At 40.3% G+C, this 15671-nt stretch carries 14 protein-coding genes; 2 read left to right on the top strand and 12 right to left on the bottom strand.

Going from position 1 to position 15671, the window contains the following annotated elements; all coding sequences use genetic code 11:
- Nucleotides 1–10: 10 nt before the first annotated feature.
- Nucleotides 11–1090, bottom strand: coding sequence for a sensor histidine kinase (locus tag POV27_RS02200; RefSeq protein WP_272861098.1), 1080 nt, complete (start codon nucleotides 1088–1090; stop codon nucleotides 11–13).
- Nucleotides 1090–1896 (bottom strand): LytR/AlgR family response regulator transcription factor, encoded by an 807-nt coding sequence (locus POV27_RS02195; RefSeq protein WP_272861097.1) that lies wholly within the window; start codon nucleotides 1894–1896, stop codon nucleotides 1090–1092. The genes POV27_RS02200 and POV27_RS02195 overlap by 1 nt, the downstream gene beginning before the upstream one ends.
- Nucleotides 1897–2103: 207 nt before the next feature.
- Between POV27_RS02195 and POV27_RS02190 the strand changes: the two genes are divergently transcribed.
- Nucleotides 2104–3855: a T9SS type A sorting domain-containing protein gene (locus tag POV27_RS02190; protein WP_272861096.1), complete on the top strand. Its 1752-nt coding sequence runs from the start codon at nucleotides 2104–2106 to the stop codon at nucleotides 3853–3855.
- Nucleotides 3856–3858: 3 nt separating this feature from the next.
- Here POV27_RS02190 and POV27_RS02185 read toward each other — a convergent pair whose 3' ends face one another.
- From POV27_RS02185 to POV27_RS02175, 3 genes are all read right to left on the bottom strand, one after another.
- Nucleotides 3859–4416: a nitroreductase family protein gene (locus tag POV27_RS02185; protein ID WP_272861095.1), complete on the bottom strand. Its 558-nt coding sequence runs from the start codon at nucleotides 4414–4416 to the stop codon at nucleotides 3859–3861.
- A gap of 29 nt (nucleotides 4417–4445) precedes the next feature.
- Nucleotides 4446–6392: a cytochrome-c peroxidase gene (locus tag POV27_RS02180; RefSeq protein ID WP_272861094.1), complete on the bottom strand. Its 1947-nt coding sequence runs from the start codon at nucleotides 6390–6392 to the stop codon at nucleotides 4446–4448.
- A 76-nt stretch (nucleotides 6393–6468) separates the two neighbouring features.
- Complete coding sequence (locus tag POV27_RS02175; protein WP_272861093.1) at nucleotides 6469–8322, bottom strand: alkaline phosphatase PhoX; 1854 nt, start codon at nucleotides 8320–8322, stop codon at nucleotides 6469–6471.
- Between the two features lie 658 nt (nucleotides 8323–8980).
- On the opposite strand from POV27_RS02175, the gene POV27_RS02170 reads away from it, so the two are divergent.
- Complete coding sequence (locus POV27_RS02170; RefSeq protein ID WP_272861092.1) at nucleotides 8981–9430, top strand: hypothetical protein; 450 nt, start codon at nucleotides 8981–8983, stop codon at nucleotides 9428–9430.
- Nucleotides 9431–9446: 16 nt separating this feature from the next.
- Here POV27_RS02170 and POV27_RS02165 read toward each other — a convergent pair whose 3' ends face one another.
- The 7 genes from POV27_RS02165 to POV27_RS02135 all read right to left on the bottom strand — a co-directional run bounded on the left by POV27_RS02165 (nucleotide 9447) and on the right by POV27_RS02135 (nucleotide 15668).
- Nucleotides 9447–9833: a hypothetical protein gene (locus POV27_RS02165; RefSeq protein ID WP_272861091.1), complete on the bottom strand. Its 387-nt coding sequence runs from the start codon at nucleotides 9831–9833 to the stop codon at nucleotides 9447–9449.
- Nucleotides 9834–10331: 498 nt separating this feature from the next.
- A complete protein-coding gene (locus POV27_RS02160) occupies nucleotides 10332–10520 on the bottom strand; it encodes a hypothetical protein (protein WP_272861090.1) in 189 nt (62 codons plus the stop codon).
- A 97-nt stretch (nucleotides 10521–10617) separates the two neighbouring features.
- The gene (locus POV27_RS02155; protein WP_272861089.1) at nucleotides 10618–12252 is read right to left on the bottom strand and encodes a hypothetical protein; all 1635 of its coding nucleotides are present in this window, start codon (nucleotides 12250–12252) and stop codon (nucleotides 10618–10620) included.
- A 181-nt stretch (nucleotides 12253–12433) separates the two neighbouring features.
- On the bottom strand, nucleotides 12434–13069 hold the full coding sequence (locus POV27_RS02150; RefSeq protein ID WP_272861088.1) for a DUF2490 domain-containing protein: 636 nt from the start codon (nucleotides 13067–13069) through the stop codon (nucleotides 12434–12436).
- Nucleotides 13070–13081: 12 nt separating this feature from the next.
- Nucleotides 13082–13834 carry an ABC transporter ATP-binding protein gene (locus POV27_RS02145; RefSeq protein ID WP_272861087.1) on the bottom strand — a complete coding sequence of 251 codons (753 nt, stop codon included), beginning with the start codon at nucleotides 13832–13834 and terminating at the stop codon, nucleotides 13082–13084.
- 46 nt (nucleotides 13835–13880) lie between these two features.
- On the bottom strand, nucleotides 13881–14669 hold the full coding sequence (locus POV27_RS02140) for a class I SAM-dependent methyltransferase (RefSeq protein ID WP_272861086.1): 789 nt from the start codon (nucleotides 14667–14669) through the stop codon (nucleotides 13881–13883).
- A gap of 6 nt (nucleotides 14670–14675) precedes the next feature.
- Entirely contained in the window at nucleotides 14676–15668 is a 993-nt protein-coding gene (locus POV27_RS02135) for an ABC transporter substrate-binding protein (protein ID WP_272861085.1), read from the bottom strand.
- Nucleotides 15669–15671: the final 3 nt, after the last annotated feature.

Below are 15671 nucleotides of genomic sequence, written 5' to 3'. Positions count from 1 at the left end.
TTGAAGTCTTCTAATTTATAGGAATTTCGATACTGGTCTGCACTCCTTTTTCCCCTTCTCTATTCTGCATTTCAAATACAAAATCACCTTCATAGAGGGTATCCAAGCGCGAAAGGATATTGCTCAATCCAATCCCAAAATGATCTCTGTCTTGGGATAAGGGCTTACCGTCATTTTCTACGGTAATCATCAATTTCCCATTCTGGGACCTAATGTTCAAATCGACAGTCAAGCTATCGTGATCATACGAAAAGCCATGCTTCAACGAGTTCTCCACAATGGGTTGCAACAATAAGGGTGGCACCTTCTCGGCAAGTGAATCTTTGGCTATATGCTCATTTACCCTCAGCTTACTATCATAACGAATGCGTTCTATCTCTACATACTTTCGCAAGAGCTCTAGCTCTTCTGCCAGCGAAATGAACTTTGTATCCTTCAATTGAAGCGTCTTCCGAAGCATCTCACTTAAATCGGCGATGCTGTCCTGGGCCTTTTCAGGACTCTGATCGACCAAAGCAGCAATATCGTTCAACGCATTGAAAAGAAAATGAGGCTGCAACTGACTTTGCAAAGAGCGAATCTTAGAATCCAACAACTGTGTCTTCAATTGCGACTCTTGTAACTCGTATTTTCGTTGCTTTTTGAAATAGTAATACGCATACACAATGGCCACAGAACAGAAATACAGGAAGAAATTGTAATCGGTCCCCATGATGGCCCGTGGATAAATGTATTCCCAAGTAACTGGGTCATCGAACCCATACACCAAATTGCCCACTATGACTTGGGTGGTAACAGAATAGAACGTTAGGGTCACCCCAAATAGGCCATGGAGTGCCATGGCCACCCATTCTGAAATGTTCTTGCGTTCCTGTAAATAACGAACCAATAGCAACGCCAAGACTACGAAAAGTAGTTTGGAAGTATAACGGAATGTGGTATTAAAAATAAGCCCTCCCCAACCATAGGTCTTAAAAGCAATCCCCTGTAACTTACCGATAATTCCGCTCAAGGCCGAAAGGCCGAATGCTACACCGTAGAAAAGCAACAGGTACTTAATCAGGATTTTATCTAGAATCTTCACTTTCATTACGATCGTATTCCCATCTGTTTTAGGAAGGTGCTTTTATGTGTTTTCGAAAGCGGAAAGGCCGTTTGGTCGGTCATAACGATACTGAAATCGCCCAAGCCTTCGCTAATTACTTCTTTTACAAAATTCCGATTCACAATCGCCGATCGATTCACCCTTGAAAAGGAAGTGGGATCCAGTTTTTGGGACAATTCGGTCATGGAAATCCGATACAGATGCTTTTCCCCTTTATGGGTAAAAATCTCGGCGTAGTAACCCGAAGCTTTTATATACTGTACGTTTTCGGTAGCTACAAAAATGTACTTTTTGTTCGACTTCAGGACGATTTTATCCAAATATCCGGCAGGGGTATCCCCTAGTTCCGGTTTGTTCCCTGAAATATATTTCATAAGTTCTTCCACCTTCTCACTAAAGCTATGCTCTTGCGATTGCTGAACCCGAAGCATCCCTCTTTCCAAAGCCTCCAAGAATCTTGCTTTCTTATATGGTTTCAGTAGAAAGTCCAATGCCTGTACTTCAAAAGCCTGAACGGCAAAGGTGTCGAAAGCGGTCACAAAAATGATCTCGGGTATGGATTCCTTGGGAAGTTGTTGTAGCACGTCGAACCCCGTCATATCGGTCATCTTAATATCCAAAAAGACTAGGTCCGGAGTGTCATTAAGTATCTTATCGATGGTTTGCTTTCCGTTGGAAGCTTGCAGCAAGATGATGGGAAACGAGGTTTCTTCCAAAAAGGTTTCTATCCTTTTTCGGGCCAGTGTTTCATCGTCTGCGATGAGTATTTTTATGGGAGTAGGTTCTTTCAAACTAATACGAAAGCGCTATGTTACTGAAATGTTCTTCAAGGTACCAAAAATTGATAGGAGTCCTATAATTTTAGATGTAAAGCGACTTGTATCTGAAACATCGTTTCTTTCCTCCATTTCCGTTCATATCATTTTTTGAAGGCTTCACATCAAATACGATATCATGGTTCCTTTTTTATTGATTTTCGTCCTATAAATCAGTATCACATGAATCTTAAAAATACACTTATAGCACTTATTCTTTGTGTTGCCCCTGTGGCAATGAACTTTGCCCAATCCTTTCAGGAAACCTCCATTCCCGATCTCACCACAACGCCTTCAGCCTCCCGAAGCGCCAACTTTGTTGATGTAAATGGCGATGGTTGGGACGATATTTTCATTACCAATGGACCTTTCGCAGGACAGGACAACATGCTTTACATTAACAACCAAAACAATACATTCACCACAGTAACGGTGGACGATATTGTAAGTGATGGTGACCGCTCCGATGGCGCCAGTTTCGCCGATGCAGATAACGATGGCGATTTAGATGTCTTTGTCGTCACTTTTGGCGCCAGTGGAGTGGGTAAGAAAAACTATTTCTATCGTAATAACGGAGATGGCTCATTCACTTATGAACCTACTATTGCCATGGGAATTCCCCTTACCTACTCCGAAATGGCCACATGGATCGATGCCAACGATGATCAGAATCTCGATTTATACTTCACTAACAGTGTGGGAAGTTTACAAAATATGTACTTTGAAAATCTGGGAGATGGTAGCTTTCAACAAGAGACTTCCCTTTCCATCACAGACGATGTATTGGCTTCTCGTTCCATCGATTGGATTGACTATGATGGAGACGGCGATTGCGACCTTTTTGTGACCAATGAAGAAGGACAGACCAATTCGCTTTTCAGAAATGACGGCCCTGATAATTTCACCCAAATCTTCGATTCGACCATTACCTTAAGTTTCCGAAATTCTGCTGGGAGTTCTTGGGGCGATATAGATAATGATGGGGATTTCGACCTTTTTGTAGCCAACTACGGAAGTTCTGGACAAGCCAATCAATTATACATAAACGACAATGGTACTTTTACTGAAGATACCGCTTCTGCCGTTGCCGTTCCCTCTACCAGTTCTTTCGGATCTTCTTTTGCCGATGTAGACAACGACGGGGATTTGGATTTGTTCGTTTGTAATGCATTCTTGGCTGGACAGAACAACAATTTCCTGTACATAAATGATGGAAATGGAAACTTTACTCAAGATACTTCGAGCGATTTGGCCAATCATTCAGGATGGACGTTCGGCTGTGCCTTTGGGGATTATAATAATGATGGCTGGTTGGATGCATTGCTAGCCAATACCTTGAGTGAAAATCAGACAAATTCTTTGTATGAAAATACAGGAACGGGTAATAATTGGGTAAAGCTGCATTGCCAAGGGACGGATTCCAACTATTCTGCTGTTGGTGCTGTCGTAAAGATTTTGGCAACAATCAATGGAAATCCTGTTTGGCAAACACGCAAGATTGCAGCTTCTTCCGGATACTGCAGTCAGAACAGTTATACGGTTCATTTTGGACTGGGAAATTCCACTTCCATTGACGAGGTGATTGTAGAATGGCCCGTAGGAACTACCGAAATTTTCGATGCCAGCACAACGAATCAAACCTATGACATTATTGAAGGTGAAGGAACGTTAGGAAACATAGATACTACCTCCATTCCCTTCTCTGTGTACCCGAATCCAGCCGCCCAAGAACTTACCGTTCAGCTAAAGCATGGTTGGAGTTCGGACGTGGAGGCCATTGTATATGCTACGAATGGACAAAAGATAATTACTTCCAACACGGAACAGGGAAATACAAAAACTATCGATGTTGCAGGTTTATCGCAAGGAGTTTATTTCATTCAACTTTTCAGTGAAAACCGAATACTCGGTACGGCGAAGTTTGTAAAGGAATAACGGTTATACCCAAACCGTTTTCTCCGCTATAGTGCTCTTACGGACTCCTTCGGGAAGTTCTCCATCGAATTTACCCATATAGAAAAACCCGAGGCATTTTTCACCCTCGGGAAGTTCGATGTGCTTTCCGATATGATCCTTTAAGGCTGGAGAACTCCAGTAGCATCCAATACCTAGCGAACGGGCCGTTAACCACATGTTTTGCACGGCCATCGCGGTAGCTGCGACCTCTTCCCATTCGGGGACACTTTCCTTAGGATCCCGTTGCATACAAATGGCCATGACACAACCCGATTGTAAGGGTTTGTCCATGGTCTTTTGAAGTTTTGTTTCTGAAATAGGATCGGTAATTTCTTGGTACATTTTACCCAAAAATTCACTCAGTCCTTTTCTAGCGGTATCCGAATGAAACACCTTGAAACGCCAAGGCTCGGTACGCCTATGGGTAGGCGCCCAATTGGCTGCTTGGAGTATGGTGTTCAATTCTTCTTCAGAAATGGGATTGTTGTTGTACTGTACCGGAAATACGGCTCTGCGCTTCTCAATAATGTCTAGAATCATAGGCCGAAAAATACGAATTCCGAAGGAGCTTATTTTATCAATTCACGTTCATTTAACTTTTTCTCGGGAAAGTCCCTTGGCAAGTCAGTTGGTGGCATAAATTCCTTCTTATCGTTCAGGGAATTCATAAAGGCAATGATCTCTTCAATTTCGGTATCGGTAAGATTGAGAGGATCCGGAGCTAGCGTCTGATGGTCCATCCCAAAACCAAGGCCAGCTCCTCCTCCCAAATTATAGAATTCCATGACTTCTTCTAAAGTGTTGTAGACACCATTGTGCATATAAGGTCCTGTTTTCTCTATATTCCGAACCGTGGGCGTTTTAAAGGCGTTGTTGTAAAAGGTTGCCACCTCTTGGGTCACCCCATTGCCCAAGCGGCCGATATCATCATCCAAAATCCAAGGCTCATAATTATTTTCTGGCACTCCCAATACTTCTGCCTCGGTTTCTTTGTAAAGGGGTGGCACCAATCCCGAAAAGGTGGGTAAGAAATGGCAGGTGGCGCAATTGGCTTTTCCAGTAAATAGATTGAAGCCGTTTTTTACCTCCTCAGAAAGGGAAGCATCGGTTCCCTGAAAATAGGCATCTACAGGACTATCGAAGGTCGTGAACTGCATTACGTACGCCGCCAATGCGTAATCTATATTGTTGGGTTTTATAGGCTTGTCGTAAGCAGGAAAGGCTTCTACAAACTTTTTTGAATAGGTAGGGCTTGTATTCAATTTTTCCACAATTTCTGGGTAGGAAGAATCGAATTCATCCTTGTTTAACACTACATGTTCAAATTGATCCTCAAGTCGCTTGGTACGCAGATCATGAAAATAAGCCGAAGCGTACACCGAATAATTAAGAGTCATGGAGTTACGTTTCAACGGACTTCCTGTATTCGATTTACTTGTGGTAAGCCCATCGGTAAAGGCTTTTTCAGGGGCATGACAACTGGAACAGGAAATAGTGTTGTTCCTGGAAAGCACGGGATCGTAGAAAAGCAATTTTCCTAAAGACGCAATCTTATTGAAACTGGTATCATTGGCGATGCTTACGTAGTAGAATTTGTTCAGAAAGTCCTTTTCAAAAAGGTGATCGGCATCGTAGTTCACTGCCAAAGGGTAACGGGACACCTCTTCAATGGTTTCATAATCCAAGGCTAAATGTATATCCTTTATTCCCTTGTATAAGGGGGTAACCACGTTTTTAATAAAAGAGAGCCGATCGAAATTTTCGAAATTTCCTTCTTGGGTTTGAGCAATCCCTTGGTTGGAAATAAGGGTATACTCCTTTAACAATTGTAGTGAATTTATCGTACGAAGTTCGCTTTTGTACAGTTGCATGTATTCTTGTTGTATTTGCAAAACCACAGTAGCATCACTAATACCATGTTGGGTTCCCGGTGTATCGAAACCGGTAATGCCCAAGGTTGCCAATCGAATCAAAGCTTGCCTTGAAGCTTCAAAAAACTGACGATCGGTTACCCGGCGAACGCCCAAGAATTGTTCTATTTTTTTAACGTCATTTTCCAACTTATAGGCCTGTGCCACCAAATCTTCCCTATCGGAAGTAGAAAAACCGGATGCCATGAATTCGTCTATTACCTGCATTCCTCTGGGTTGAAGCACGCGTAAATCGGCCACCTTCTTTTCCAACTTTGGCAAGGGTGCTCCATTTAGAGTCTTATCGAATGCCTCTTTATCCAGATATTCCACAAAGAATTCAATCTTTTTGAAGGTTTCCCTTAACTGGGAATATTCACGTTCCAGTTCGGGCTCCGATACATCACCCCGTTGAAAGGAAATTGCCGCTTCGTGAAATTGTACCGTGGCATCATAACAAGAGGATAAATCCTCATGAAATTTTTCGTTGATGGTGCCAATGGCCTTATCGATATAGGCGGAAGTAGATCTTTTTGGTTTACTGGCGAGAATGAGTAGGGCTGCAAGGAACATGCTGCCCAAGAAGAAAAAAGTATCGGTTTTCATAATTATGTGGGATGTATACATGGTAAAAACCGGACACCCGAAGATGTCCGATTTTTTTCAATTGAAATGAAGTTTATTACTTAACCAAAAGTTTTTTAGCGTCACCTTCCTTGGTTTTCAACAAGTAGGTTCCTTGGGCCAATCCAACAATATCAATAGACTTCACATCACGGTAAACAGCTACACGCTTACCGGTGATGTCGTAGAGGGCAACATCGGTTATCTTGTTGAAGTATACAATACGTTCGGTTGGGTTTGGATAGATGATAAAGCTATCGGCAGGAGCTCCTTGGAAATCGGGAGCGCTCAAGGTTTCTAAAGCTCCAGAATCATCGAATCCAGTAATAGCAAAGGTCAATGAGTTGTTGTAAGGGAATGGGTTAGAACTATCAGGGTGCTGAGAGTTTACCAAAACAGACTTCCCATCGGCAGTAGCACAAGCTCCTGTGATCTCTGCTCCACGCGGAGTTTGGGTCAAACGGATAAGATCATCTATAGTTGGATTGGCAACTTCCATATCCAAGATGTACATTTCGCACATTCTGTCATCTGGGTACTCGATGGGAGTACGACCGAAAGAAGTTCCGTTAAGGTCTTCGTTGATCAACATATACGTTTTATCTTCTCCCGCAACGTTTACGTATAGCATGTTCAATCCATCAGGATTGGAAAGGTGTTTGGCTGGGTAATCGTTTACACTTGGACTTACAGGGAAGAAAGGACCTGCTTCCACGAAAATGGTTACGTCTCCCGTAGCTGGGTCGAATTCAAGGATTCTTCCGTAATAATCCCAATAGTTCTCATCGTCTGGACCAGATACTCCTTGATCTGAAGCTCTTTGAATGTGGTGAGGAGCGTACACAGCACCGGCTGCAGCCTCATCTGCCCAACGATCTCCAGGATTGTCACGTCCTGTTTCGGTCATATACACTTTTCCAGTGTTCTTGTTAATGGTAACCCATTCCAAACGGTTGAACATGGTAGCTCCAGCAGCAACTGCTTCGTCTTTGAAATTGAGCATTTTTGAGAAATCGGCATTGTCGATTTCTACCCATGGTTCACCGGCCGCATCGTGCTTATATACATAGGTAGTACCTACGGTGAAATCACCTTCGGTATCGGCAACAAATTTGCTTAAGAATCCAGGAGTAGCATCTGCCCCTAAGTATACGGTTTTGTTATCGGCTGCTACCGTTCCTCCTTCGAATGGCTGACGTCCCCAATTGTATTGCTTTCGAACGGCTTTGGCTTCTTTTGGATCGATTTCTACCATCCAGTTGAAGTTTTGGTATTTCGGAATGGTTTGGAAGTTAGCCATTTCAAATTCGGTATACTTAATCGTATATGCAGTCGTGTCGCGAACACCATTTCCATCGGCATAGATACTTGCGTTATCTGTTCTGAACCACTCTTCTGCTGTCCAGATACGACCATCTACGATGGAGTTGATCCCTCCACAGTTCATACCCGTTTCTCCAACATTCTTGAAGTCTACGTTGAAGAAATCTCCTTTACGACCGTCGCTCAACGTTTGAGGAACTACATAAAGTAAATCATTACTTGGCTGTCTTCCCATTAGGAAAGCAGTCATACCACCACCATCACCGATTTTGTCATCGGCCTGGATTCTTTCGTGGTTAATGGATACCCAACCAATAGCATTGGGATCATCTACGCAGTCTTCGGCTGTAATAGGGGTGAATCCGATGAAGTCATGCCACTGCTTTGCAGGCACTTCTTCGTTGATCCCGGTCTGTACCATGTCTTCTCCTCCGATGAAAAGAATTTGGTACTGGAAGGGAGAGGGAGGAATTACCACTTCGGTAGCTTCCCAATCGATTTCCACAACACGGGAAGGAAAGTCATTTTGGGCTGTCATGGCAACTCCCATGGCAACACATAATAATAAGGTAAGTAAAGTACGTTTCATTGTTTCGTTTTTTGGTTTACGAGTTAATTTTTTTAGACACCTAAAAGTAGATTTCAAGTGTTACGAAACATTAAAGCGTATTTAAAAGAAACGTAATGGGAAAGTTATCTAGAATAACTAAAGTTTATTAAAAACTAACATATAAGAGCACAATTTCAGGATTTAATAACACTCTTAGTTATAGCAACTTATAAGCAAAATTAACGGATTGCCCTCAGCCTTTGTAAATGAATGGATTACGTATACAGGGCACGCATGCCATACTAGTTAGGGAGTTGAAACAAAAATCTTACAGGATGTTATTTAGACCTCGTCTAAACAGCATTTTACGTGCAGTAGCTCCCAAAAAAATAAAGCCCCCACAAGTAGGATGCTTATGGAGGCTAAAAAACTAACCAATTTTTAAATATGAAAAAAAATCAATTATCTAACTTGTAATCAATTCTTTAACGGGACAAAAATAAACACACTTTTACGTTCTAAAAAATCTATGCATGCATAGAAAATGGGTTTTCGTTCAAGTGCAGGAGTTTTCTTCAAAACGTCGATAAACTACCTATTTCTTGGATGTATTTTAACAATTGTCCTTCAAAAGCCGCGAATTTTTCGTATCTTATAGGTGTAAATCGTTAAAAATCAACCTAAAAGATTCATAGCCATGAAGAGAATTAGTCTTATTTCTGGTTGTATTGTTGCCTTGCTTTTCCTCGGCTCGGCTACCGAAAGCAACTCCCCATCAAATACCATCACTTTAGAGGGTGTTTGGGAACTCCAGCACCAATTCATTTATGAGGAAAATCAAATTCAGGATACGCTGTATAATCTGGAAGGATACAGGCAGGTGAAGATGTACAGTAAGGGTAAGGTCATGTGGACACGATTCAACCCAAAAGACACCAATGAGTGGTTTGGGTATGGCACCTATAGGATCGTGGATGGTTATTTAGAAGAACGACTGGAATATGCTTCCAACGAAATGATGAAGATTGTGGACACCGTCCAGGTGTTCCGTTTCGAACTGGAACTGGGAGAAAACACTTATAGCCAAATTTCGCACGATTCAGATGGCGATCGGTACAATTCAGAAAATTACAAAAAGATAGAGTAGGCTGCTTAAAAAACCGTTATTCTTCTTCCCTATCCTCATTCTCACTTTCACTGGAAAAGAGTAGGATTCCTGCTGCTACAATAACTACCAAAGGTGAAAAGGATATAATGGTAGAGAGCGTTTTGTCGTGCTCTTTAATTTCGACAATCTTGGAAGTATCAATCACTTCTTCAGTACCTTGGCTGTAGCGTTTCGGGGTTCCGCGGTATTCACCATCTACAAGGGTAATTTTCTCGTACTCCTTTGGGGTATCGCTGTCGGACGTAATGACCTTTACTTTTCTTTGCCCATTAACGGCTTGCTCTAAAGTGATGGATCCTTTGTATACGGTACAGCCTTGTAGGACAAATAACAAAGCCAAGAGAAAGCTGGACATTCGGGTCGGTAGATTCATGAACTTCATGAGGGTAAGATTAAGGATTTAGGTTCTCTAAATATACTACAATCCAAAAAAAACAAAAAAGCCACCCGCAGCGACCGGTGTTGACCCCTAACCATAACTGCGGTTGGTGTGGCTTTTTTATTCTTCTCACAAAAAATTCAAGTTTTTAGTCAAACTTGTTTATTGTCATGAAACTCAGACTCATTTATGAGATCGATTCAATATGTTTCTATACTCTGCATGGGCCTTTGCCAAATAATAAATACACATACAAATGGCAAAAGCGAGTAGGCAAAAGAACAAGGTGTTAATTGTGCCATTCTGTGAAATATAACTGGGGAATATCATACATCTGGCTTTTATTGGTTAATTCTAGTACGAAAGTAGTATGCCTTCAGTCCCCTATGAAATTTTAAGGGGATGCAAATAGGGGTTCAATTGTTAAAATTTAGGGTGCAACACGGGATGCATTCATCATAATTTACTGTTTTTAAGCCATTTAAACGAGATCAGCCTCAACTATCCCTTCATATCCTTACGCAGTTCAAGAAGTTTATCCTCTATTTTTTGAAGGGCTTTCAACTGCTGTTCCAAGCGACGATTGTGCATTCTCAAAAAATACTGACAGTCCTTCTGAACCAGCTTTATAGCCCCAGAATCATTCCTTGGTTTGTTTTTATGGTCGTTATTTCCGTTCTCGGAAGACATGGTTGTTTTCTAATCTCTAAACGAAGATAGACACCCCATTTTCATTGCAAAAGGAACTTAGGGGTGCAAATATGGGTGCACCATCTTAATTGATTAACTATAAGGAATTTATGTAATCATCCAAGGAATCCTCAGGGCTAAGGGAAAGCTTCTTTTTTAACCGAAATCGAGAAGATTTTATGGCCGCAATGGAGGTATTCCGTAAGGCCGCAATCTGTTTTCGGTTAAGACCTATTCGAATGAAAGAACATATCTCAAGATCAGTATTGGTAAGGTTTCTATGCTTCTCCTTTAGGTTCTTTATGAAACCGTAGTTTACCTTTTCAATATTTTGCTTTACTAGCATCAGTTTCGCATTGTCTGCTTTGGAAGCTTGCAGTTCTACTAGGATACTTTTCAAGGAGATCCCCTCTTCTTCTTTTGATAGTTTTTGAAGGTTTTCAGCAATGCGTTCCTTGCTCTTTATATGCTGAATGGTTTCGGTAAGTAATTCGTTGATCTCTTCCGTTTTGGTATCCACTTCTGCACTTAAATACTCGTTTCTAAGGGCATATTCTGCTGCCTTTCGTCGTTGTATCAGATAATAGGCTAACGCTAGAAAGAGTATCACCAAAAGGGCTGTAACCACAATCCAAAATTTGGTATTGGCCTTGCGCTTCAATTCGCTCTCGTCGATGAGTTTCTGCTGGGCGAAATTGGTGCTGTCCACGGCTTTTTTAAGATCGTATTCATACTTCAATGCAATTTCTGCACGTTCCCGAAAAGCAGAGGTATCCCTTCTACGCTTATACTCATCGAAGTAAAGCTTTTTACTCTCATAGGCCTTCCTGTAATTCCCTTTCAGTTCATAGCTTTGGGTTAAACCCTTGAACATTTCAATAAGATCGTCCCTTTGATTCGTTTTTTCGGCATAGAAAATCCCCTTTTCGAAATTTTCTATGGCAGCATCGGGATTATTCAATGCCAGCTGCATTTCTGCTCTGCTCAAATACGCCGAGGTAAAGAATATGGTATCGTTATTATCCTTGAGTTTATCCAAGAATTGATTCAAATATGTAAGGGACTCTTGTGTCTTCCCTTGCTCCCGTAAGAATCTGCTGTACATGTCTAGGGCCGCATAGCCTGGTATTTTATTCGGGGAATCCTCTGACGCACGGATGGCCAATCTAAAGTAATGGTCGGCACTATCTTTTTGTTCCGTTGCCCTGAAAAATGCAGCCTTTCCACGGGCGGCATTACTTAAATACTTTTTCGATTGGGTCTCGAGGGCAATCCTGTAGGCGGAATCGGCTGCGATGCCCGCTTTTTCATAATCTTCGTTGGTTCCCCAGAGACTGGCCAATTGTTGGTAATTCAGCACTTGCGACTCCCGATCCCCAATTTCACGTTTAATGGCCAAGCTTTTTTCGTGCATTTCGAGGGACTCGAGGGGTTTGTCGTCCATAGCATTGTACCCTGCTAGAACCCGATAGGCATTCGCTTTTTTATAGAGATAGGGTTTTGTACTATCCACTATTGGAAGCACCGCATCGATGAGATCGATGGAACGGGTATAGAATTCCTTTGCCTTTTCTGGGTCCGAGATTTGATATTTTCTTCCTTCGGCGTATATACTATCGGCCAAGGCAATTTTCTCCGAATCTGTGCTTTCTTGAGCAGAAAGTGAAAGGGACAGTAGTGAGAATACCACCAAAAGGGGGCGGATTAACATCCGATTACAAAAGTGTTTCATGGGGGTCCCGGTTGGTTACGAGTACAAATAAAGAAATAAATCGTTGAACTGATAAAAAAAGAGGGGTGCAAATGGGGTGCAGGGGGAAATTAATGGATAGAGATTGTATCAATTACTAGTATATCAAGAAATGCTACTTGGACAGCAAACAAGAAGAGGTTACAAATCTTCCGAAATAGATTTATTCAATATCCAAAACAAGATTTGTTACAATAATATGGATTTTACTATTTCTTCTTAATCTCTTAAAGTCCTCCAACCAATATGCTAATTGAAAACTAGTACGGTTTGTCATTCTAAAGCCTACACCTATCTGATATCTTATTCTTTGCAAGCGAAAACTTTCATTAGTGTGATACCAAAAATCTGCAGCTGCTGATAGATTATAATTTTTGGAAGCTTTGAATTTAACCTTAGGTTCTATTCTCAAGAAATCGGAGCCAAAATAATTCTTATTAATCCCTAAATGGTACCTAGAGCGCCCTGTTAATGTCAGATTTTGCCTTAACTTGGTTTTATAGGACATGTCGAAGAAAAAAACAGATCCAAATCTATTATCGAAATCTGTAACAAGTCGATTAAGGATTTTAAAACTTAAATTCTCTCCAAACTTTCTATTTACTGACACATCAAAAAAGATATTATCAAATTCAGATAAGTCGTTATTACTACGAAGGGTAGGCTTGATAGAAATTTGATATTTATCATTTAGTTTGTGTTTGACTTGGAAACATGTCCAAGAAGTTAAGTCGTTTTCTTGAGCAAATGATATGATTGGAATAATTATGATTGCAACGAAAAAATAAAATCTATGCACTTATCTCTTGTTTTAGTTATTTTTTTCTAATGCTTCCCTCACTTTTAAGCAAAGCGAATGGAATTGTTCGGACTTAAAAAAAGTCTTTGTTTTTGAATAAGTCTTTGGAATCTCAATAATGTTTTTAATCCTTCCAGGAGCATTAGAAAAAACCACTATGCTATCGGCCATAAATACAGCCTCTTGAATCGAGTGAGTAACAAATAATATCGTGGTGCCAAGCTGTTCAAAGGAAGCTGTAAGTTCTATATATAAAGCCTCCCTAGTAAGTTCGTCTAAATTTCCAAAGCATTCGTCTAGCAAAAGAACGTCCGGTTTGTCTGAAAGAGATCTAGCAATAGCTACTCGTGATTTCATTCCTCCAGACAACTCTCTTGGGTACAACTTACCAAATTCGCTAAGTCTGAAAACATCCATTAATTGCGAAACCCTTTCTTTTCTATAAGTTTCATCGAAGTTTCTTATTTGCAATGGGAAGCTAATATTCTCTTCAACTGTTTTCCAATTAAAGAGAGCTGTGGTTTGTGGAACATACCCAAAACTTAGTTTTGAATCAAACTTAATGGCCCCCGAAGTTTTTGGAACCAATCCAGATATAGCTTTCAAGACACTGCTTTTTCCACAGCCCGATGGGCCCAAAATGGCTACTTTATTCCCCATTGGGACTTTAAAGGTAACCTTATCTATTGCCAAAAGTGGCCCTTGATTAGTTTTATAAACTATGGCCAAGTCTTCAATAAACAAACCCTCCATTTTATTATTCATTTAAACTGGATATCATAAATATTTCATCGATAAACCCTCCATTTTATTATTCATTTAAACTGGATATCATAAATATTTCATCGATAAACCCAAATTGGCAATCTCCATTGACTATCTTGTTCTGAGCAGAAAATGCAATGCTCTTATGGAGATTGCTTTCCGGTTCAACATATCCGCTTGGCAATCTATAAAGGAATTCAAAAGCATTTACAAGTTGACTTAAATTATTCACTGTCCCGATATAGCTCACACCTGTTTTATGATAGTTAATCCCTGTCTCTCGCAACGCTTTTTCAAAGTCTTCGGAAAATCGATACGTACTTAATTGAAATTGTTCAATCTTTCTTTGAAGGTTTTCAAATATACTCCACCATTCTCCCTTGATGCTCCTTGCAACAACAAACAATTTCCCGTTCACTGCTAACTGGTTTTGAAGCCTCTTAATTAATTGTATCCAATTGGACAAGGGTATGTGATATATAACATGGCTTAACAAAATGAGATTCCAGGAACCGTCATTCTGCTTAATGTATTCCTCTATATCTTGTTGAACAAATTCGTGAAGAAAATCAGGCAAACTTCCTCCATATTTAATCAAAATATTTCCAAGTATATCTTTTGAATCATCTATAGCGATACAATTGGTGTTGTAATGCTTGGAAAGGGCGTCATTCATTTTTTCCAGTAAGGTAAGCTCACCAGACCCCAAATCAATAATATTTATTTTTTTTGGATGTTCAAATTCTCTGAACAACTCTACAATCTTATTTGGTAAAACATCATAACGACCAACAAAAGATTTAAAATCTATATAACCTTCAAAATCGAAATTCATATCTTCCTAATGCTCAACTTCTATTTGAGCTTGCTTATAGATATTCTGTATAAACCTATTGTCAAATAGTTTAGATATGTTAACACTGTCCTTGATAACATTTGTCTCAAGCAAATCACTATAGATATCTTCCCATCTTTCTTTTTCCATAAATCCAGTCCTGCCATCTACTCTAAACATAAGTGGTCTGGTATTTTCGAGTTTGTCTAGTTCAACAGATTTTTTTAAAACTTCTGAATGTGTAATTAAGGAATCTACCGCCGCTTCTGGTGTTTCGAATGCTTGGCTCCACCCTTTTATAATAGCATTCAAAAAACTTTGGACAACTTCTGGTTTTTCTTCGATCATCTTTTCCGTTGTGAAATATACATTTCCGTAGGAGCGAACACCATAATCCGTAGGTGTAAAAGTTCTAAATTCTACACCCAAATCCCTTGCCTTAGAAGGTTGATTGTTCAAATAAATCGGTTCTATATCAATATCGCCATTCAAAAGCAATTGAAGCTCGGTAAAGTTTACCATTTCGTCCATACTTTCTTCGGTATTTATACCTAACTTTTTCATTACTGCCCTATACTCAATTTCTGTATTGTGCCCTGGAATAATTCGAATTTTATGACCAGGAAAATCCTCCATTGAAGTGATATCACTAGTATCTAATACCATAAATCCAGCCGGAGATTCTTGCATAAGAGCTGCGATAGCAACAACTGGAAGGCCTTTAGAGCGTGCAACAATAAGCTGATCCCCTCCGCAGATTCCAAAATCATTGTTGCCAGCTGCCACAAGTTTAGTAGCATCGACTTGAGGACCTCCTTCGTAAATTGTAACATCAAGTCCCTCTTTCTCAAAGTACCCCCAGTCCTTTGCCACATAAGTGCCTATATAAGATGCATAAGTAAACCACTTAATTCTTGTAGAAATTTGAGTGAGTTCTTCATTCTTGTTAGTTTGTTTACATCCAACAAATGGAATTGTTGCAATGAATAGAATCGCCATAAA

The sequence above is a fragment of the Aureisphaera galaxeae genome, assembly GCF_028561275.1.
GTDB classification, from domain to species: domain Bacteria; phylum Bacteroidota; class Bacteroidia; order Flavobacteriales; family Flavobacteriaceae; genus Aureisphaera; species Aureisphaera galaxeae.
This window is presented reverse-complemented; position numbering and strand designations above follow the sequence as displayed.

Coding starts and splice junctions, on each gene's coding strand:
- POV27_RS02135 (WP_272861085.1), bottom strand. CDS start 15,668: ATGGCGATTCTATTCATTGCAACAATTCCATTTGTTGGATGTAAACAA.
- POV27_RS02175 (WP_272861093.1), bottom strand. CDS start 8,322: ATGAAACGTACTTTACTTACCTTATTATTATGTGTTGCCATGGGAGTT.
- POV27_RS02165 (WP_272861091.1), bottom strand. CDS start 9,833: ATGAAGTTCATGAATCTACCGACCCGAATGTCCAGCTTTCTCTTGGCT.
- POV27_RS02185 (WP_272861095.1), bottom strand. CDS start 4,416: ATGATTCTAGACATTATTGAGAAGCGCAGAGCCGTATTTCCGGTACAG.
- POV27_RS02140 (WP_272861086.1), bottom strand. CDS start 14,669: ATGAATTTCGATTTTGAAGGTTATATAGATTTTAAATCTTTTGTTGGT.
- POV27_RS02145 (WP_272861087.1), bottom strand. CDS start 13,834: ATGAATAATAAAATGGAGGGTTTGTTTATTGAAGACTTGGCCATAGTT.
- POV27_RS02170 (WP_272861092.1), top strand. CDS start 8,981: ATGAAGAGAATTAGTCTTATTTCTGGTTGTATTGTTGCCTTGCTTTTC.
- POV27_RS02155 (WP_272861089.1), bottom strand. CDS start 12,252: ATGAAACACTTTTGTAATCGGATGTTAATCCGCCCCCTTTTGGTGGTA.
- POV27_RS02200 (WP_272861098.1), bottom strand. CDS start 1,090: ATGAAAGTGAAGATTCTAGATAAAATCCTGATTAAGTACCTGTTGCTT.
- POV27_RS02190 (WP_272861096.1), top strand. CDS start 2,104: ATGAATCTTAAAAATACACTTATAGCACTTATTCTTTGTGTTGCCCCT.
- POV27_RS02180 (WP_272861094.1), bottom strand. CDS start 6,392: ATGAAAACCGATACTTTTTTCTTCTTGGGCAGCATGTTCCTTGCAGCC.
- POV27_RS02160 (WP_272861090.1), bottom strand. CDS start 10,520: ATGTCTTCCGAGAACGGAAATAACGACCATAAAAACAAACCAAGGAAT.